Origin of the sequence: Botryobacter ruber (assembly GCF_003347595.2) — a bacterium.
GTDB lineage: Bacteria > Bacteroidota > Bacteroidia > Cytophagales > Hymenobacteraceae > Pontibacter > Pontibacter ruber_A.
Genome location: NZ_QCZK02000057.1, coordinates 1 through 19,982, shown reverse-complemented (window position 1 = coordinate 19,982; position 19,982 = coordinate 1). Strand labels below are relative to the sequence as shown.

At 49.5% G+C, this 19,982-nt stretch carries 19 protein-coding genes; 6 read left to right on the top strand and 13 right to left on the bottom strand.

Features of this window, described 5'->3' with window-relative positions; genetic code table 11:
• Window positions 1–80: 80 nt before the first annotated feature.
• The 10 genes from DCW36_RS19885 to DCW36_RS19845 all read right to left on the bottom strand — a co-directional run bounded on the left by DCW36_RS19885 (window position 81) and on the right by DCW36_RS19845 (window position 8,575).
• Window positions 81–374 (bottom strand): PAAR domain-containing protein, encoded by a 294-nt coding sequence (locus DCW36_RS19885; RefSeq protein ID WP_114782551.1) that lies wholly within the window; start codon window positions 372–374, stop codon window positions 81–83.
• An 11-nt stretch (window positions 375–385) separates the two neighbouring features.
• On the bottom strand, window positions 386–2,176 hold the full coding sequence (vgrG, locus tag DCW36_RS19880) for a type VI secretion system tip protein VgrG (RefSeq protein WP_114782550.1): 1,791 nt from the start codon (window positions 2,174–2,176) through the stop codon (window positions 386–388).
• 2 nt (window positions 2,177–2,178) lie between these two features.
• On the bottom strand, window positions 2,179–2,889 hold the full coding sequence (locus DCW36_RS19875; protein WP_114782549.1) for a CIS tube protein: 711 nt from the start codon (window positions 2,887–2,889) through the stop codon (window positions 2,179–2,181).
• Window positions 2,889–3,059: a DUF5908 family protein gene (locus DCW36_RS22665; protein ID WP_164891198.1), complete on the bottom strand. Its 171-nt coding sequence runs from the start codon at window positions 3,057–3,059 to the stop codon at window positions 2,889–2,891. The genes DCW36_RS19875 and DCW36_RS22665 overlap by 1 nt, the downstream gene beginning before the upstream one ends.
• Window positions 3,060–3,496: 437 nt before the next feature.
• Complete coding sequence (locus DCW36_RS19870) at window positions 3,497–3,991, bottom strand: phage tail protein (protein WP_114782548.1); 495 nt, start codon at window positions 3,989–3,991, stop codon at window positions 3,497–3,499.
• A 3-nt stretch (window positions 3,992–3,994) separates the two neighbouring features.
• Window positions 3,995–4,426, bottom strand: a complete 432-nt coding sequence (locus tag DCW36_RS19865; protein ID WP_114782547.1) for a phage tail protein — start codon at window positions 4,424–4,426, stop codon at window positions 3,995–3,997.
• A gap of 85 nt (window positions 4,427–4,511) precedes the next feature.
• Complete coding sequence (locus DCW36_RS19860) at window positions 4,512–5,942, bottom strand: phage tail sheath family protein (protein WP_114782546.1); 1,431 nt, start codon at window positions 5,940–5,942, stop codon at window positions 4,512–4,514.
• 29 nt (window positions 5,943–5,971) lie between these two features.
• Window positions 5,972–6,673: a hypothetical protein gene (locus tag DCW36_RS19855; protein ID WP_114782545.1), complete on the bottom strand. Its 702-nt coding sequence runs from the start codon at window positions 6,671–6,673 to the stop codon at window positions 5,972–5,974.
• Between the two features lie 2 nt (window positions 6,674–6,675).
• The gene (locus DCW36_RS19850; protein ID WP_114782544.1) at window positions 6,676–7,263 is read right to left on the bottom strand and encodes a DUF4255 domain-containing protein; all 588 of its coding nucleotides are present in this window, start codon (window positions 7,261–7,263) and stop codon (window positions 6,676–6,678) included.
• 604 nt (window positions 7,264–7,867) lie between these two features.
• Window positions 7,868–8,575: a DUF3826 domain-containing protein gene (locus DCW36_RS19845; protein ID WP_114782543.1), complete on the bottom strand. Its 708-nt coding sequence runs from the start codon at window positions 8,573–8,575 to the stop codon at window positions 7,868–7,870.
• A gap of 522 nt (window positions 8,576–9,097) precedes the next feature.
• On the opposite strand from DCW36_RS19845, the gene DCW36_RS19840 reads away from it, so the two are divergent.
• The 5 genes from DCW36_RS19840 to DCW36_RS19820 all read left to right on the top strand — a co-directional run bounded on the left by DCW36_RS19840 (window position 9,098) and on the right by DCW36_RS19820 (window position 16,578).
• A complete protein-coding gene (locus DCW36_RS19840) occupies window positions 9,098–12,502 on the top strand; it encodes a methylmalonyl-CoA mutase family protein (RefSeq protein WP_114782542.1) in 3,405 nt (1,134 codons plus the stop codon).
• 555 nt (window positions 12,503–13,057) lie between these two features.
• Window positions 13,058–13,666, top strand: a complete 609-nt coding sequence (locus tag DCW36_RS19835; RefSeq protein WP_114782541.1) for an FKBP-type peptidyl-prolyl cis-trans isomerase — start codon at window positions 13,058–13,060, stop codon at window positions 13,664–13,666.
• Window positions 13,667–13,956: 290 nt separating this feature from the next.
• On the top strand, window positions 13,957–14,772 hold the full coding sequence (locus tag DCW36_RS19830) for an MlaE family ABC transporter permease (protein ID WP_114782540.1): 816 nt from the start codon (window positions 13,957–13,959) through the stop codon (window positions 14,770–14,772).
• Between the two features lie 12 nt (window positions 14,773–14,784).
• Window positions 14,785–15,558: an ABC transporter ATP-binding protein gene (locus DCW36_RS19825; RefSeq protein WP_114782539.1), complete on the top strand. Its 774-nt coding sequence runs from the start codon at window positions 14,785–14,787 to the stop codon at window positions 15,556–15,558.
• Window positions 15,559–16,578, top strand: a complete 1,020-nt coding sequence (locus DCW36_RS19820) for an MlaD family protein (protein WP_114782538.1) — start codon at window positions 15,559–15,561, stop codon at window positions 16,576–16,578.
• A gap of 194 nt (window positions 16,579–16,772) precedes the next feature.
• Here the strand turns inward: DCW36_RS19820 and DCW36_RS19815 are convergent, their stop codons facing one another.
• The 3 genes from DCW36_RS19815 to DCW36_RS19805 all read right to left on the bottom strand — a co-directional run bounded on the left by DCW36_RS19815 (window position 16,773) and on the right by DCW36_RS19805 (window position 18,917).
• Window positions 16,773–17,171, bottom strand: coding sequence for an HIT family protein (locus DCW36_RS19815; RefSeq protein ID WP_114782536.1), 399 nt, complete (start codon window positions 17,169–17,171; stop codon window positions 16,773–16,775).
• Between the two features lie 4 nt (window positions 17,172–17,175).
• The gene (greA, locus tag DCW36_RS19810; protein WP_114782535.1) at window positions 17,176–17,649 is read right to left on the bottom strand and encodes a transcription elongation factor GreA; all 474 of its coding nucleotides are present in this window, start codon (window positions 17,647–17,649) and stop codon (window positions 17,176–17,178) included.
• A gap of 317 nt (window positions 17,650–17,966) precedes the next feature.
• Window positions 17,967–18,917 carry an NAD(P)-dependent oxidoreductase gene (locus DCW36_RS19805; RefSeq protein ID WP_114782534.1) on the bottom strand — a complete coding sequence of 317 codons (951 nt, stop codon included), beginning with the start codon at window positions 18,915–18,917 and terminating at the stop codon, window positions 17,967–17,969.
• A 384-nt stretch (window positions 18,918–19,301) separates the two neighbouring features.
• Here DCW36_RS19805 and mscL point away from each other — a divergent pair, with 384 nt between their 5' ends.
• Complete coding sequence (mscL, locus tag DCW36_RS19800; protein WP_205702967.1) at window positions 19,302–19,736, top strand: large conductance mechanosensitive channel protein MscL; 435 nt, start codon at window positions 19,302–19,304, stop codon at window positions 19,734–19,736.
• Window positions 19,737–19,982 lie beyond the last annotated feature (246 nt).

The window sequence follows — 19,982 nt, the reverse complement described above, 5'->3', positions numbered from 1 at the left end:
GCGTAAAAAAAGTGTTCTGCACCTGCCACCACTGCCTCTGCTGCCCGGTCAGCAGGTAGTTCAGCGGCTGTCAAGGCATGTCATCCCCCAATGATCACCGTAGGACACCCTATGGTAATAGTGCCGCCATGCGCCGTACTGTCACCTAAGCGGGCAGCAGGTTTACCGCCAATAAGTACTGTAGCGGAACCCATAATAATGGTATCGGGCGGTCCAACACACACGCACATATCGCCAACTGTAGCGGCAGGCAAGCCACCGATTAATACTGTTACCGCGCCCGGCGGCAAAACTGGCCCGCCCACATGCGGCACCCCACCCGGATTTACCATGGGGCATACATGCATATCAGCAACACGGGCAGCAGGTGGCATATCGTTTCTTTTTAGTTAATCTTTACCAATCCTCCTTTTATCTCCGCCAGACCGCTCCCCTCTACCTTCACCGTAGCACTTTTAAATTCTGCGCTACCAGCTCCTGCCTTGATCTCGGAACCAGCTGCCGAAACAGAAAACTGCGAGGAAGGCGAAAGGCTGATGTTCACAGCGGCCAGCGTAATGTCTGTTGCTGCTTTTATTGTTAAGGAGCCTGCACTTTCTAGCGTTACACCGGAAGCTTCCATTTTAACCATGTTTCCGTTTTCGTCTTCTACCTGCACCAGTCCTGCCTCATCGTTCAGAGTGATTTTCTTTCCGCCGGGTGTTTCCAGCACATAGGATTTTTCGTCGTCGTTGAAAATCATTTTAATTTCCGAGCGGCTGATGTAGCCCTTTTCATGGTTATCATTCGAAGGGGTAAGCGGCGGCGGCAGGGCGCTGCTGTGCAACATGCCCAGGATAACCGGATTATCGGGGTCGTTCTGAATAAACCCCACAATCACCTCGTCATCTTTTTCCGGTCTGAAAAAGGTTCCGCGGTTGTTGCCGGCATCCAGCGTGGCAATACGCATCCAGATGCCTTCTTCCGCCATACTCACCACCGGCAGGCGTACCTTTACCCGGTGCTCCCCTTCCGGGTCTTCCAAATCGGTCACTACGCCTATCTGTAAACCCTGCACCGACGGCATGAACCCGGACTGGGCGGATAAATGGTAAGGATTGATGCTTTCGGCAAACCAGGTATCCGGCAACCCGAATTCTATTTCTGTTGTCCAGCTGCCGCTGCTATACTGCTGCCTGACTGCGGCGACAAACACGGGTCCGTTGAAGCGCTCTCCTACGCCGTTCAGCGATATGATGCTTCCCGGCTTTACATCCGGAAAGCCCTTGCATTTGACGGTTCCTTTCACTTTGGCCAGGCGGCTCCGGAGCATGCGGGCATTAGCCCATTCCTTCAGTTTTCCGCTTGTTAGCCGGCCTGCATGTATTAACTGGTAAGACTCCAGGCCAAGTACCGCTGCCAGTTCGGTTGGTGACAGGTTTCCGGTTTCAGGAACATCCGGTATGTCGGCAGTGTCTTCCGCTACTTCCTGGCTGCTGTAGTCCCAGGTTCTGGAAAGTACTTCATTTAGCTGGGTGCGGGAGTCTATTTCGGCCTGGTAGTCCAGGATGGTGGCGCCGTACAACACATCCAGTACAGAAGCTGCCCCCAGGTCAGGCTTTTTCAGAATTATTTTACCGTCTTCCACGGTGCAGATGCGTCCCATCACGTCCAACCGTGACAGCATGAAATCCCAGTCGGAAGTGTTGAACTGGATGACATCCTTGTGCTGGACAGGCGTAGCTTCCACCTCTTTTTCAAGCCCGTATTTGTCAATTATTTCTTCGGCAATATCACTGTCGGTAACGTTTTCATAATGCTTGCTTTTTCTTCCGAGCGTCAGCTTCACAGCCTTGTCCTTGCACTCTACCTGCAGCTCTGCACTCCGGAAAGAGATTTTGTTGGCATGGTGCGTGATGATGCCTTTAAAAACAGGCACATTGTCGCTCCGGTACCCGAGCCTGATTTCTATTTCCTTTCCCGGTGTAAAATAGGCCTCGTTACTGACCGGAAAATCCTCCCTGGCGGGGTCGCCATCCACTATCCGGATACGCGCAAACGGCACCTTGTTTACCTCCCGGTGCACACTGATGCTCTTTACCTGGATGGTGGCAGACAGCGCTTCGCCGTCCACTAAAATAGCAAACGTTACCAGGTCAGAAGGGCGGGTGGTGGGTATGGTTCTGGGTGCAGTCATAATTACTTGATGGGTGGAAATCGGAGTTTAGTGCCAACCGGTATTTTCCGGAAGCTGTTCAGGTTGTTTGCCTTCGCTACATCCAGGTAATAGCGGGGGTCGTCGTAGATGCGGTAGGTCATGAGGGAAAAAGTGTCGCTGGCTTTAAAAATCCGTTCATGGGTAATATCAGGCGACTGCTTCCCCTCCGCGCGCACCCGTTCTTCGTCGCTCACCCAGGCCCGCAGCTTTACTTTGGCTATTACCCGGAGCGGCGTACCATCCGGTGCAAAAAGCTTGTAGTTTAAATCGAGCGACACCAGGCTTCCCTTAAAAATATCCCGCTCCCCCCACGACACAACCAGGTACGCGTTGCGGTGTGTATCTCCCTGCACCTCTACGGTGGCGGCTTTCAGCTTTCTCACCTCATCCATCACTACCATCGGCTTTACAGCGCCCAGCAGCGATATACTTAAGGCATTGGCTTCTTTTATCACGCCCGTACCATCCAGCAGCAGTTCGAATTCCCATTCCTCCGGCGTCTGCCCCTGGTATACCTGTTCTGCGCCACTGTTACCGGGCGCCTGCTCCTGGGCGTACTGCACCACAAAGCGCTCGCTGTAGGTGGAGGGGTTTACCTGGAAAGAATAAGGTTCTGTGACAGGTGTTCGGGCTGCCGTGGCATCGGTGAAAGCCTGAATCTGCATCTTCTCAACTTTGCCCAGTGGTATCATCAGCGTTCTTTTTTATCTTCCAGCACCTGCAGCACCTCCTGCACACAGGCCCGGATGAGTTCGTTTTTTATTTTCTCCAGCTCATAAGCAGGAAGCTGCTGCGCACCGGCATCCCCCTTCCGCTCCACGACCGAAGCTTTAATGTGAAGTTCTTTTATTTCTATCGGCATATTTTATCAGGTTAAAAATCAGCTGCACCTCCCACCATTGCCACTGCTGCCTGGAATTAGGGCTGCTAGTCCAATGCTGTCATCTTAAGCTATCCTGTCATTTCGACTACACCCAAGGCGAGAGCCGAAGGGTGCGAGCGAAGCTCTGAGAAATCTGATACATTTACCTTTCAATACCAGATTTCTCTCTGCGTTCGAAATGACAAAATGTGTAATTTGTGCATAAGTTGACGGCATTGGGTCCCGGACTTGCTTCAGGGCTAATCTGTAGGGAAAAATCTGAAACGGGTGCGCTAGTGCGAGCTTGTAGCTCGTACTTTCATTTCCCATGTAAATTGCTGCATTTCTACCTTCATCAGCAATACAAAACAAGACATAATGCTTTACATCGTGGCATGTAAGTACGAGCTACAAGCTCGCACTAGCAAAATTTTGGCCTACCCCAGGGCATTCATCCCCGCTGCCAGGGCAGTAGAAGCGTTCAGGATGTTGAAATAGTTATAGCTCAGCACCAGCGTTTCGATAGCCACCTGGCTTTGCTCGGCATTCAGGGTAGCAAACTCCACCCGCTTGGGAATGGCGTTTACCACATACCAGTTCTGAACCGGAATATGCTGGTCGTTGAGCATGGTTATGAGCAGGTTGGTGGGCTGAAAGATAAAGTTCTGAACCCCGTTGATGCACCAGGCCATGATACCGGACGGAAGCTCAAACATGCCACGCTTCAGGGTGATATCCGAGTACCGGGTTTTTACCGGTAACTGGTGCTCAAACCGGTTCTGCCCGCCTTCCCGGAACGACTCCATCTCCACATCCACCGACAATCCACTGACTTCCTGAAAGCGGAAATCATGCGGCAACTGCGGGAACAGTTCAAAGGCCACGATAAAATGAAAGCCTACCAGCGGATAAGTACCTAAGATATCAGCCATAGCTTATTCGTTTTGAATGGTCAGGCCTTCGTGCGCCAACTCCAGCGTTTCCAGGGCCACCTCGTTTCCGTCGGCATTCAAATCGGTTGGTGTTACTTTGGTAGGCCAGGCATTTTTCACTTTCCAGACCACCACCGGTTCGTGGTTTTCATTGAGCAGGCTGATGGTGATGTTGCGCCGCTCAATCTGGTTCAGGTTAACCGTATTAAACCAGTTGTAAAATTCGTTATCGCCGGCAAAGGTCCCGCGTTTCAGGCTGATATTGCTGAAGGTGCGCTGGCCAGGCATCTTCACTTTGGAGTATTCCGGACTGGCGCCGTCCCGGTATTCGATAACTTCGGTGGTAATGTCCAGGCCGGTTACTTCGGTGAATCCGATTTTGGTTCCGCCCCATTCTACCTGAAAATGAAACTTCGGAATTGGATATTCTGCCATGGGTGTAGGTTTTTAAATTTGAGTAAAAAACTAGCTGGGTAATAAAAAAGCAGACATGCATATGCTACCTGACCAGGAGCATTTATCAGGACTCCTGCATTTTGTGCATAAAGCGCAGAATAATGAATTCAGCAGGACGTACAGCTGCCATACCTATTTCCACTATCATTTTTCCGTTCAGGATGTCGTCAGCTGTCATGGTCTGGCCAAGGCCAATCTTTACAAAGAAGGCATGTTCGGGTTTAGCGCCTGCCAGTGCTCCCTGCCGCCACAGCACGGTTAAGTAATTCTCTATCATAGCCCGTACTTTCACCCAGGTGTTGGCATCGTTTGGTTCGAACACAAACTGGGCCGACGCTTTTTTGGTAGACTCCTCCACCATGTTGAAGAACCGGCGCACACTCACATAGCGCCACTCATTGTCGTTGCCGGCCAGGGTGCGTGCTCCCCACACCAGTATTCCTTTTCCGGTAAAGGCTCGGATGGCATTGATGGATTTACCGGAAGTGGGATCGATGTTCATATCTTCCTGGTCTCTGTCGCTGTAGGTGATCAATGGCTTCACCACATTCATGACATTTACATTGGCAGGCGCTTTCCAGACGCCCCGGTTGCCATCCACCCGCGCATAAATTCCGGCGATGCTGCTGCTGGGCGGAAGCACCACATGTAATTTATCCAGCTCCGCTTTAATCAGGTTATACAAAGCATTGTTGCTGGCATTAACATCATCTAATTTTTTTCCGGCCAGATCGGTAGCTCCCGGACCGGTATGGGTACCGATAACAGCAGTGGCGCCTGTGTAGGTAAAAGGAAGGTTCGTTTCGAGCCACGGATGATACGCCATGCCATACATCACGTATTCCCGTTCGCTTCTCACTTTATCCCGTAGATCCTTGATGTTAGCAGCATCATTATTGCCTGAAGTCTGGTAAACATCCACCAGCGTCACCCGGTCTGCCAGCGTTTCACACTGGTCCAGCGCAAGGTCGATGAGGCCATAATACTTGTCCTTATCCCCCAGTCCAACCCCATCCGGAAAAACAATAATGGTAGGCTCATCTTCTTTTTCGAGCACTTTCAGTCCGCCCTGTAAACCCTTCGTATCATCTCCAACATCGATGGCAACCGTATCGAGGTCCACCGAAACGATATAGCAGGGGCCTCCCCCATTGGCAAAATACATGCGCATGGCGTAGTACATCCGGTAAGTAAGGCCCGGAGGCGTGATAGGCGCCACAGTAGCACCCGCAGGATTAGCATCAATGTTGCCGCTGATATTGATGGTTATGGATTCGTTTCTGGCTTTCCCGAAATACGTTTCGTACTCCACCATAGAGCTGATTCGTTTTGGCACCAGGTGCAGATCATTATCCACTTTTTCAGTGGCCTTTCCCGTGTAACCGATAAAAGCGGGAATGGCAGTAGCTACCTGGGCTACCGAAGGAGGGAAAAGGGGGATTTCGTTTATGTAGACCCCCGGCGTTTTAATTGCGGTTTCATTTATGGTTGCCATAAGCTAGAAAGGTTTTAGGATGGTGATGGTTAGCTGTTCGTCAGGAATTTTATTTTAAAGAGAACCTCCTTACATTTCGATGATGCATCCAGCAGCTGGTAGGCAGCCGGCAATGTACTGCTGTGCCTGATGTCGATCACCATCACAGTATCTAAATCAAGGGAAGGCGTCCGGGTCTGCAGGTCGGCCTGGCTTACGAAGCTTCCGTCCGGTATGCTCTTCCAGTAAGCTGTGTCTGTAACTGGATGTGCATCGGCGACATTACTTTCCCGGATAGCCTTAAAAAAATTGCTCCCCAACCGGGCCAGGTAGCCTTTTTTGTATTCTTTGCTGCTATCGTAACTTTCTACCGGACGGCTAAGCAACAGCTGCGTTCCTTCTATATGATTCACTTCATTTGACAGGACCAGCACCTGGTTCACAAAATCATAGGAAGCCAGGTGCGTCCGTGCAAAGAAATTCTGGTCCTGAAATTTTACCTGAAACCGGAATACTGCTTCTTCCGCTGGCGGTACGAAAGGTATCCCTTGTGCAGCCCCATCCGGCTCCACTTCAGCCAGGAAAACGCTGGCGCTTTTCTGCTTCCTGTATAATAAATCATATTCCGAAATCTGCTCATCTGATGCTTTGTCCGGCACCAGTTTCAGGTACTGATTTATATCATCCCGGTAGCCCTCCAGCGTAAACTCCAGGCTAAACAGCACCCTGTATGAAAGTTTAATAGCCTCCATTTTCAGATATGGTCGTAGTTCGCAATAATGTCTTTTACAGGGTGAGCTTCTTTCTGAATCACATGTTCATCCATGGTGAGCATCCTGATTTTAAATACAACTGAAGGCATATAATGCCCTCCTAAAGTTGTCCACAACTGGTGTACCTGCTCCAGGTTCAGGTTTACCCATTCAAAAACAATCTTCTCTATACTGCTATCATTCACCTCGTTGGCTGTAGCCAGTTCGGGCGTGTTGGCAGGCGTGAAAGCTCTCTTGATCTGGAAAAAACGGATAATTTTTTCTAGCAGCGGCAGGGCTTTATCATAGTCATGGGTGGCGGCAAAAAGCACAGTTAGGTTCAGGTGGATAGGCGGACTTTTATACTTCACCAGGTTGTTTTCCCGGATAAAGTTTTCCGGTGATTTTGCCACCCGGTCTTCTTCTATGTTGACGATCGACATAACCAGCTTGTCCTGCATGCTCTGGGTAAATTCATCGCCATCATTAACTTTCGAAATATTAGCCAGCACCAGTGGCGGATCGGAAAAACCCGGAGAAATATAATTATTAAGCAGGGTGATGATGGTGCCAAGTGCTTCTGAGATCATAAACGGGCGTATTAAAATAACCTTTTATGTATTTTTCTTCAGTCATTGGAAAGCAGCTCCGTCACCCACAAAAGATGGCAGCTGACCCTGTGGCGGTAACTACAAAAGATAGTTCGAATGTTACACTGCAACAATATTGCAGGCAACAGCTATTACCTGTAGTTTGCGTGTTTGATTGAAATCACTTATTTCGGAAATGCTTGTTATTCCGGAAATAAGGATTATTTCTGAAAAATGATGGCCTTAATTTATTGGCTAGTTGAAGCTACTAATTGGATTTTGGAGTAGGATTTTTAGGCGCTTAGTATTTACTTCTACAAATCTATCTCATTAAGTGACTCATTTCAATACTGATTTTTCAGTATTTATTGCTGGTATTACAGCTGAAGTAGTTCTCTCGCTAACTGCCGCGACTAACAGAGATGATGACTGTTGAAGAGTGGGAAAACTTTTTTTATTGTAATAAAAAACCTCCCTTCACAGCTCCCGTATATACAGGTAGGCTAAAAGTTGAAGATTATGATTTTCATAAAAAAATAAAAGCAGCGGTTCCAAATGAGAGAGTGGAATCGCTGCTTTTTTGTTTGTAAGGGAAGCGGAAATTTTATTCTGTTTTCTTCGCTTCTGCTGCCTTTCTGGCTTTGGCCGCGTTTACATAATCTTTGTACATCTGGCGCCAATTGCGTCCGTTGGCATTCAGGTACTGCTCCGATTTTGTCTTGTAGATTTCGAAAATAGCTGAAATCTGGTTCATGTTTTTATAATCCACCGCCTGTTCACGCGCCTGTTTCAGGTTAGCCAGTATGGTGGCTTCTTCCTCTGCTGTAAGGTTTGGCACTATGGCGCGGTAACCTTTCATCGTAAAATCAACCTTGCCAACCGTGTATTTATCCAGCACCTTTTCTACCTGCTCTTCGCTCAGGTCTTTGCGCAGACCGTTCATCAGGTTTTCATGAACCGTTTTTGGCATAGCGGAATTGGCGATGATCTGACGGTCCAGGTCGCTGAGGCGCTGACCGGTTAGGGGATTAATACCGGCCGGTACGGTTGTATAAGGATGCTCGTTATGCCAGTCGCGGATGGTTTTCAGGTGCGTAGCCACCACCTCCAGCAGGCGCGCCTCTTTGGCCGGATCTTGCAATTGCAGCGAACCTATCCACTCGGCCGCTTTCCTTTCCTGGTCCTCATCCGATTTAGACTTTACAGCTACTGTCTCCTTTTCCTTGGCTTTGTTCTTACTCTGTGCATTAGCCGGAAAAGAAAAGGTAACAGCCCCAAGTAGGGCAATTCCTAATAGGTAAGTTTTTTTCATGCTTCTTAAATTAAAATGTGGTCATTACAAAAATGTTGTTTTCGGGAGCTACTGCTATAGGCAAATCAAAATAGAAAGCCTTAATCATTACCCGTAATTTAGGCTCTTGTACAAGCTTATCCTTAAAGTAAAAACATATTTATATATAAAACAAATATTTGTAAGTAAATTCACATCCTGGTAGTAACTCCAGCTGAAATTACTATTTTTTAAAAACGATAAACCTTCTGTTATACCCTCCCGTATAAAAGAATGGCTAAAAGTTGAAGATTTCGATTTTCATAAAGAATAAGAGCAGCGGTTCCAAACGAAAGAGCGGAACTGCTGCTTTTTGTTTTTACAGCTTACTAGCGGCGTTTGCTCCTCTAATTTCCGGATATAGTATTTCACTGCTGTTTTGCTTTTTGTTTTTACAGCTTACTAGCGGCGTTTGCTCCTCTAATTTCCGGATACAGTATTTCACTGCTGTTTTGCTTATCTTTGTCGATTCACATCATGTAAAAAAGCATACAAATAGCGCCTATGCATACGCTCCAGCCAGAAGTCTACAAACCTGTTAACCATATCCGGGTAGTAACGGCCGCCTCCCTTTTCGACGGGCACGATGCTGCCATCAACATCATGCGCCGCATTATTCAGGCCTCCGGTGCCGAAGTAATTCACCTGGGCCACAACCGCTCCGTGCAGGAAATCGTGGATTGTGCGGTGCAGGAAGACGTGCAGGCGATTGCCATTACCTCTTACCAGGGCGGTCACCTGGAGTATTTCAAGTACATGTACGACCTGCTACAGGAGCGCGGCTGCGGCCACATCCGCATCTTTGGCGGCGGCGGCGGTGTTATTCTGCCTGACGAGATAGAGGAGCTGCACGCCTACGGCATCGCCCGCATCTACTCCCCCGACGATGGCCGTGAAATGGGGCTGCAGGGAATGATAAATGATATGCTGCAGCAGTGCGACTTCCCGACCGGGCAGCACCTGAACGGCGAGGTGAAACACCTGCGCGATCAAAACCCAAAAGCCATTGCCCGCCTGATTTCGGCAGCCGAAAACTTTCCGGAGGAATTTGCCAAAGTAAGAGCACAGCTATCAGGAGCAGAGGCTGTGGTGGCTGGAGCAGAAAATAAAATTACCCCCGTGCTGGGCATAACCGGTACGGGCGGAGCAGGCAAGTCGTCGCTCGTGGATGAGCTGGTGCGCCGTTTCCTGCTCGACTTCCCGGATAAGCGGATTGCCATCATCTCCGTAGACCCCTCCAAGCGGAAAACCGGTGGCGCCTTGCTGGGCGACCGCATCCGGATGAATGCGATTGCCAATGACCGGGTGTACATGCGCTCGCTGGCCACCCGACAGAGCAACCTCGCCCTCAGCAAGTATGTGCAGGACGCGGTAGACATCGTTAAAGCCGCCGGTTTCGACCTGATCATCCTGGAAACTTCCGGCATTGGCCAGTCCGATACCGAAATTGTGGAGCACTCCGATACCAGCCTTTATGTGATGACACCCGAGTATGGTGCCGCCACACAGCTCGAAAAAATCGACATGCTCGACTTTGCAGACATTATTGCGCTGAACAAGTTTGATAAACGCGGTGCGCTGGATGCCCTGCGCGACGTGAAGAAGCAGTACAAGCGTAACCACCAGCTCTGGGACGTGGCAGACGAGCAGATCCCGGTGTTCGGAACTATCGCCTCGCAGTTCAACGACCCGGGCATGAACCAGCTCTACAAAGCTGTGATGGCAACGGTGACCGAAAAAACAGGCGTAACGTTTGAGTCGAAGCTGCAGACGGGGGAAGAGATGTCAGAAAAAGTGTACATCATCCCCCCTGCCCGCACCCGCTACCTCTCTGAAATTGCCGAAACCATCCGCAACTACGACAAGTGGGGCAAGGAACAGGCCGAAGTGGCGCAGCAACTGTATGGCATCAAAAAGTCGATCGAGGCGGTGCAGGGGCTGGAAATAGTGGATAAAGACCGGCTGGTAAAACAGCTGCAGGAAGCGTATGCGGAGCTGGAGCTGAACCTGGACGGGCAGAACAAGAAAATTCTGGAGAACTGGCAGGAGAAAGTACAGGCCTACAAAAATGAGTTTTTCCTGTTCAAGGTACGCGACCGGGAAATTAAAATCAGGACCCACACCGAATCGCTTTCGCACCTGCAGATCCCGAAAATTGCCATGCCGCGCTACGAGGCTTGGGGCGATCTGCTGAAGTGGAACCTGCAGGAAAATGTGCCGGGCGAATTCCCGTATACAGCCGGTGTATTTCCTTTCAAACGCGAAGGCGAAGACCCAACCCGTATGTTTGCCGGCGAAGGCGGACCCGAACGCACCAACCGCCGCTTCCACTACGTCAGCCTGGGCATGCCCGCCAAACGGCTTTCCACGGCCTTCGACTCCGTAACGCTTTACGGCGAAGATCCCGACAACCGTCCTGACATTTACGGCAAGATTGGTAACTCCGGCGTCAGCATCTGCTGCCTCGACGATGCCAAAAAGCTTTACTCCGGCTTTAACCTGGCCGACCCGATGACCTCCGTTTCCATGACCATTAACGGACCAGCTGCCATCCTGACCGCTTTCTTTATGAATGCGGCCATCGACCAGCAGTGCGAGCTGTACATTAAAAAGCATGGACTGGAAGACGAAGTAAACGCGAAGATTGAAGCTATCTACAAGGAAAAAGGAAGTCAGCGCCCGGTTTACAGGGGAAACCTGCCGCAAGGCAACGACGGGCTGGGACTCATGCTGCTGGGTGTAACCGGCAATCAGGTACTGCCGGCCGAGGTGTATGCCGAAATAAAAGCAAGTACCTTGTCAGCGGTGCGGGGAACGGTGCAGGCGGATATCCTGAAAGAGGACCAGGCACAGAACACCTGCATTTTCTCGACGGAATTTTCGCTGCGGCTTATGGGCGACGTGCAGCAGTACTTTACCAACAACCAGGTGCGTAACTTCTACTCCGTTTCCATCTCGGGCTACCACATTGCCGAGGCAGGCGCCAACCCAATCACGCAGCTGGCCTTCACGCTCTCCAACGGGTTTACCTATGTAGAATATTACCTGAGTCGCGGCATGGACATCAACAAGTTTGCCCCGAACCTGAGCTTCTTCTTCTCCAACGGCATCGACCCAGAGTATGCCGTAATCGGGCGGGTAGCACGCCGCATCTGGGCCAAAGCCATGAAACTCAAGTACGCCGCCAACTCGCGTTCGCAGATGCTCAAGTACCACATCCAGACCTCGGGCCGCTCGCTGCACGCCCAGGAAATCGACTTCAACGACATCCGCACCACGCTGCAGGCGCTTTATGCTATTTACGATAACTGCAACTCGCTGCACACCAACGCTTACGACGAGGCCATCACCACACCTACCGAAGCTTCAGTGCGTCGGGCCATGGCCATCCAGCTCATTATTAACCGTGAACTGGGGCTTGCCAAGAACGAAAACCCGCTGCAGGGCTCCTTCATTATCGAGGAATTGACAGACCTGGTAGAGGAAGCGGTGCTGGCGGAGTTCGACCGCATTACCGAGCGTGGCGGCGTGTTGGGTGCCATGGAAACGATGTACCAGCGCGGGAAAATTCAGGAAGAAAGTCTTTACTACGAAACGCTGAAGCACTCCGGGGAATACCCGATTATCGGCGTGAATACGTTCCTCTCCGCCACCGGCTCGCCCACGGTACTGCCAAAGGAGGTAATTCGTGCCACAGAAGAAGAAAAGCAGTACCAGATAAACATGCTGCAGGCCCTCCATCACCGCAGCGAAGATAAATCAGCGGAAATGCTGCAACGCCTGCAGCAGGTAGCCGTCCATAACGAAAATATTTTTGAGGAGCTGATGGAAACCGTGAAATTCTGCTCACTGGGCCAGATTACCCACGCGCTTTTCCAGGTCGGAGGCCAGTACAGGCGCAACATGTAAATACCTGATTAGAACACTTTCAGCCCCTTCACGCCTGGCGTGTGAAGGGGCTTTTCTTATTATAATTTCCAATAGTCTCTTTTAAGAGTAGGCAAAAATTAATAAACACAGCGCTAACATCAGGATCAATTTATTCATAATCAGGATCAATTTATTCATAACACAACAGCAACTTTGGCTCTGATAAGGCGTTTATTCTAAAAGAAGGAATATTAACTCCGGCAGGCTATGAAACTGATTTCTACCATTTCGTCTATTGTTTTACTTACTACACTTGGCATTTTAATTAAAAATTGGGTAACCCCCGAAAATTTTAAAGTTGACTTCTCTGATGAGGATTATCATTTGTACCTCTAAAAATTGATACAAGCAAAAGCCACCTGACTTTGGTTTAGGTGGCTTTTGCTTTATACCCGTAGCAGCAAAGCCAGCCTTGCAATGGAACAGGCAACCCTCCCTCCTGCTTTCCGTTCTGAACAAAATGCGTAGCTTTGCACAAACGCGTTCTATAGCGCCATTTTTTCATAGCACCTGCAGGTGCGCAATTTTACAACTATGGAATTAAACAACCAGAAAGACAAGATCAGTTACATTATTGGCCGCGACATGGCAACCAACCTTCAGAAACAAGGTATTACCATTGAAGCTGAAGCCTTTATACAGGGCGTGAAAGAAGTGCTGGCCGGTCAGGCTTCCAAACTCTCTGCCTCCGATGTGCAGCAGGCCATGATGGCGCTTCAGCAGGAACTGACGCAAAAACAAAGTTCGAAAGGCGCCGCCGCAAAAAAAGCAGGGGAAGACTTCTTGGCGGAGAATAAGAAAAAAGAAGGTGTTAAAACACTTCCAAGCGGCCTGCAATACGAGGTGCTGCAGCAAGGCAGCGGCAAGTCGCCTGCTGCTTCTGACAAGGTTACGACTCACTACCACGGCACGCTCATCGACGGCACCGTATTCGATTCATCGTATGAGCGCGGACAGCCGGCTACTTTCCCTGTTAACGGCGTGATCAGCGGCTGGACCGAAGCGCTGCAACTCATGAAAGAAGGTGATAAGTGGCGTTTGTACCTGCCCTCAGAGCTGGCCTATGGTACGCAGGGTGCAGGCGGCTCCATTGGTCCGAACGAAACGCTGATATTTGATGTAGAGCTGCTTTCGGTTCATTAAGGTAGTTTAGCTTACCGTCAAAAAAGTATAAAAGAGAGGCGCCGCCCTTTCTTTTATACTTTTTTGTTTTGAGAGCCTCTGCACCCGGCAGAAAAGTCTGCTGCAGCAGCCACCATAGCTTTACCTGCTGCACAGCAGCAAAAGAATAAAATCGTTGAAACGGCGTTCTTGCATAGCCAACGGCCCTGCTATTCCGTATGTAAACCGGGCAAAACAATTTCTTTTTTGCTATGTTAAAAGCTATAACTTAGCAGCTACATACAGCTACATCAGGTTTTAAAACATAACGAATGCTTTCCAAACCAGATAAACCAGACGGTACCAGAGAACGGAAATATGTGTTAACCAGGAGGCTGGATCGCTTGTTTCTGGAACTGCACCGGGTATTTGCCTTTAACATCCGCTTTTTCAAAGAACTTGTTGTCCCTCCTTTCGAATTCAAGGAATTTATCAAGCAGTGTTTCGAAGCCGGCGTAAAATCGCTTCCGCTTATTTCGCTCACTGGTTTTATCATCGGAATCGTTTTTACAAACCAGTCGCGCCCCTCGCTGGCTGAGTTTGGTGCTACGTCCTGGCTGCCTGCGCTTATTTCCATTGCCATTGTGCGTGCCCTGGCACCGCTCGTAACGGCGCTTATTGCAGCAGGCCGGGTGGGTTCGAGCATTGGCGCCGAACTGGGCTCGATGCGCGTAACCGAACAGATCGACGCCATGGAAGTATCGGCCACCAACCCCTTTAACTTCCTGGTGGTAACGCGGGTGCTGGCCACTACGCTCATGATTCCGACCTTAGCCATGTACACCACGCTGATTGCGCTGCTGGGCGGTTATGTAAATGTCAGCCAGATGGAGCAGACAAGCTTTGCCACTTACTTTTCGCAGGTTTTCGGCGCCATTACGTTTCTCGACGTGTTTTCTGCGATCATCAAATCCTTTGTGTTCGGGTTTACCATCGGGATGGTAGGGTGCTACAAAGGCTACCATTCGTCTAAAGGAACAGAAGGGGTCGGAAAGGCAGCCAACAGTTCTGTAGTTACGGCCATGTTTCTTATTTTTATTGAAGAGCTTATTGCCCTTCAGATCATTAATGCCATCCGGGCCACTTAACCTGCGGGATAGATGAAGAAGGAATATTCGAGGATAGATAAGGAAAAGAAAGTTATCTCGATCAGGGGACTTAAAAAGTCGTTTGATGAATTTGAGGTACTGCGCGGGGTGGACCTGGATTTGTTTCAGGGCGAGAACCTGGTGGTGCTGGGCCGATCGGGCACCGGAAAATCGGTGCTGATCAAAATAATCTCGGGCCTGCTGCAAGCCGACGAAGGCGACGTGATGGTGTTGGGTAGCGATATCAACAGGTTAACGCCAAAAGAGCTGGATGCCCTGCGCCTTAAAATCGGTTTCTCGTTTCAGAACAGCGCCCTTTACGACAGCATGACCGTACGCGAAAACCTGGAGTTTCCGCTGGAACGGCATGCCAAAGAGCTTACCAAAAACGACCGGAACCGTATTATTGAACTGGTACTGGATGCCGTGGGGCTGTCGCAAAGCATTAACCAGATGCCCTCCGAACTTTCTGGAGGACAACGCAAACGCATCGGCATTGCCCGGACCCTGATTCTGAAACCGGCGATCATGCTCTACGACGAGCCCACCGCCGGCCTCGACCCGATTACAAGTATCGAAATTAACAAACTGATAAACGATGTGCAGAGGCGGTTTAATACCTCCTCCATTATCATTACCCACGACCTTACCTGTGCACGTGCCACAGGCGACCGCATTGTGATGCTGCTCGATGGGAAGTTTAAGCGGCAGGGCACGTTTGAGGAGGTCTTCAACTCAGAAGATGAGCGGGTAAGAGCTTTTTACAACTACAACTTTATAGACTAAATGAGTGCTGCAGAAAATAAACGTTCGGTAATTGTCGGGATCTTTGTGCTCCTGGGCCTGGTTATATTTGTGGTTGGTGTGTTTACGCTGGCCAGCCACCAGAAAAGATTAATGCAAAGCATCCAGCTCCGGGCTGTGTTCGACGATGTGGCCGGCATGCGCAAAGGAAATAATGTCTGGTTTTCGGGCGTAAAGATCGGTAACGTAAAGGAAATACGTTTTTACGGCGACTCACAGGTAGAGGTAATCATGGATATACAGGCAGATGTGCAGCAGTTTATCCGCGAAGACGCCAAAGCCCGCATCAGTTCCGAAAGCCTTATCGGTAACAAAATTATTGAAATTTTCGGAGGAAGCGCCCAGGCCTCACCCGTTGAAGACGGCGACCTGCTGACGGCTGTCAACCCGATGAACACCGACGATATGATGGCTACCCTGCAGGAAAACAACAAAAACCTGGTTACCATCACCAACAATTTTAAAAAGCTCAGCACGAACCTGGTGCAGGGCGAAGGCACGGCAGGCGCCTTGCTTACGGATTCTACGCTGGCCAACAATTTCAGGAATATTGTGGCCAGCCTGCAGCAAACATCTGCCAACACGGTACAGGCCTCGCGCGCCTTAAACCGTTTCACCAGCAGGCTGAACAACAGCGACGGGCTCGTACACCAGATGCTGACCGATACAGCAGTTTTCAACCGCTTACAGGCGTCTGTAAACCAGTTGCAAAATGCCACGACAGCGGCAACTGCCATTACAGATAACCTGCAGCAGGCAAGCCAGAAACTAAACAACAGCAGCAATGCGGTAGGTGTACTGCTAAACGACCAGGAATTTGCCAACAACCTGCGCAACACCATGCAAAACCTGGAAACAAGCACCCAGAAGTTTGACGAGAACATGGAAGCACTCCAGAACAACATCCTGTTCAGGGGTTACTTCAGAAGACAGGAAAAAGACCAGCAGAAAGTACAGGAAACAAATGCCGGAGCCGCAGACTCGGTTAATGTGATCCCGTAAGGAGCAGCGGCTGTGGTGGCAGGTGCAGAAATAAATTGTTAAATTGTAAAATGGCTGATTTCAGCAAATTTAAACATTGCTGCAGCACCCACCACAGTTTCTGCTCCAGGCAGAACATATTTTCAGGAATAAAAAAGAGCAGGAGCCATTTGTTAACAGGCTCCTGCTCTTTTTTTATTTTTGATATGTACACGTTACCCGTTATAGGCGGCTTTAATCTTTGCCAGCACCTCCTCAAATTCTTCTTTGCTGAACTGCTGTTTGTTGGCGAAGTCCATGTCCTTCATGCTGTGCAGCGGAATCAGGTGCACGTGTGCATGCGGCACTTCCAGGCCCACCACGGCCAACCCGATGCGCTTGCAGGGAACGGCTTTTTCGATGGCCAGTGCTACTTTTTTGGCGAAAAGCATCAGCCCCGCATACAGCTCATCCTCCAGGTCGAAGAGATAATCTGTCTGCTGCTTCGGTATCACTAACGTATGCCCTTTGGTGGTCGGGAAAACATCCAGGAACGCCAGGTAGTTTTCGTCCTCGGCAATTTTGTAAGCCGGTATTTCGCCATTTACGATCTTAGTGAAAATAGAAGCTGCCATATGCTTATCGGGATATGTCCAGGATTTCGAACTGTAATTTACCGGCCGGTACGGTTATTTCGGCCACGTCGCCCACTGATTTGCCCAGCAGACCTTTGCCGATAGGTGACTTAACGGAGATTCTGCCGCTGGCCAGATCCGCTTCTTCCTCTGCTACCAGGGTGTAATCCATCACCATGTTGTTTTTCAGGTTCTTGATCTTCACCTTCGACAGGATAAGTGCTTTGCTCATATCCAGGTTCGACTCGTCGATCAGGCGGGCATTTCCCACCACTTCTTCCAGCTTGGCTATTTTCAGCTCCAGGTGGCCCTGTGCATCTTTTGCGGCATCGTATTCGGCATTTTCGCTCAGGTCACCTTTATCGCGGGCTTCGGCCAGCTGGCGCGCCACATCTGCACGACCTTTTGTTTTCAGTTCTGCCAGCTCATCTTTTAATTTCTGCAAACCTTCGGCAGTGTAGTAAGAAATTTTGCTCATAGTAGTTTTTACGGTTAAAACACAAAAACAAAAAGAACGGTTATGTCGAGCATAACCGTTCTTTTTGCCAGTATATGTTATTGTTATAAATAAATCTTTTTAAGAAACAGCAGCAGCTACAAACGCAACAGTTTTTGCAGGCTACTGTTTTGCTTCGGCATATTTATTTGCTTTATTTTTTTAAGTCCTGCCCGTTGGCAGAAGCATGTGCAAATATACTAAAAATTTAATAACAAAACGTTTTTACAGGATTCATTTCTAATGATTGCTTGTAAGTACGGGCAGTACAGCAGGCAAAACGGAACCTTTTCAAAAGCCTAAAACTGCTGCAGCAACCGGTTGATTTTAGCAGCCAGCACTTCATTTATTTTAACGTAAGATTCGTGGGTCCAGCCGGCAATGTGTGGTGTGAGCACTACGTTTTCTGCCTGCGCCAGGTACTCAAAACTGGCCTGCTGCTGTGGCGTGAGCGTGTGCAGTTTTTCGTTTTCAAGCACATCCAATGCAGCGCCTTTTACTTTACCGGATTGCAGGTGCTTTACCAGGGCCGCCTGGTCCACCACTTCGCCCCGCGAGGTGTTTACAAACCAGATGGGCTTCCGGAAGCCGCTGAAGAAGGCATCGTCGGCAAAACGCAGGTTTGGAGCGGATAAAGGAATATGCAGACTTACAATATCCGCTTCGGCCTGAACTTCTTCGAGTGTGCAGCAGGACAGCGGATGCCGCACCTTTTCCGGCGCATAGCGGTCGTGGCCCAGGATGCGGCAGTTAAACCCGGAAAGTACGTGGGCAAAGCTTTGCCCCATGTTGCCGAAGCCAATGATGCCAACGGTCTTCCCTCCTATTTCCTCGCCCCGGTTCTCTTCCCGCAGCCACACTTTTTCCCGCACCTGTCGGTCGCCCCGCCCGATGTTCCGCATCAGCGACAGGAGCATGCCCAGCGCATGTTCGCCCACCGCCTCGCGGTTACCTTCCGAAGCGCTGACCAGCGCAATGCCCCGCTCCTGCAGTGCCTGCTCGTCGATGTTGTCTACCCCGGCGCCTGCCCTGGCTACAAATTTTAATTTATCGGCAAACTGCAGTACCGGAGCCGTAATCCGCATTTTGCTGCGGACAATCAGGCCATCGAAGCCAATCAGTGCCTGCGGCACTTCCTCTGGTTTGATGACAGGCCTGTAATCTGCCTCCACTCCTGATTGTTGCAGCAGTGGAAAAATGCTCGGGTGCATTTCATCGATGATAAGGCAGCGGTATGGGTTAAAGGTCATTTGCGGGTTGAGTAACTTATGTAATAATGGTAACTACTTAACTTTATTGGTATGGAAAAGAAGCGAAAATACTGAAATTTCAGTTGCAGACGAACAAAAGTCGGAAAATATACCTACCGGAATTGCTTGTCAGGAGTACTCGACTGCCTGGGTGCAGACATGTAATGCGCTAACGTTTAACGCAGGAAAATCCGCTATTTATAGAGTCACAGTTACTTAAGCAAAGCAGCGGCAATGGTGGCAGGTGCAGCAGAAATTTTGACTATAACAGTTATTATATATTGAAATTTTCTATATTTGATTTAAGCCTTTATCAGGGCTGGCGGGTACCGGCCTTGCGCTGTTACCTTTTCTTTTGCCAAAACACATTTAAAAATTATCAAAATGGGAATGTTAAAAGAGTTTAAAGAATTTGCCATGCGTGGCAACGTCATGGATCTGGCCATTGGTATTATCCTGGGCGCGGCTTTTAGTCTGATCGTAAATTCTGTAGTTAACGACTTGTTTATGCCAATTGTCGGCAAAGCAATAGGCGACATGGATTTTTCAAATCTCTACATACCCTTGTCGGAAGAAGTGCCGGCAGGCTTAGCGTTGGAAGAAGCCCGTAAATTAGGGGCTGTTTTTGCCTGGGGAAACTTTGTAACTGTTCTTATCAATTTCCTCATCCTGGCATTTATAATTTTCCTGGTAATCAGATCAATGAACAAACTCATGCGCAAAAAAGCGGCTGCCCCGTCGGTGCCGCCGGCCCCGACCAAAGAAGAAGTGCTGCTCACCGAAATGCGCGACGCCCTGAACAAGCTGGTAGCCAAATAGACCGGCTGCAGCACCGGCAGGAAAAACCTCACATGTTTTTCAGCCTGCTTTCCGGGAGCAGCGGCAATGGTGGCAGGTGCAGAACACAAAAAACCCGGCAGGTTTTAAAAACATTGTTGTCCGAAACCTGCCGTATATTCTATAGTTATCAATTAGTTACTGCTATGGACACAAAAGGTATCCGGGTAAAGAAGTTATTAAATTACCTGCCCGACAAGTTACTTGATGAGTTGGCCGTAGAGACAC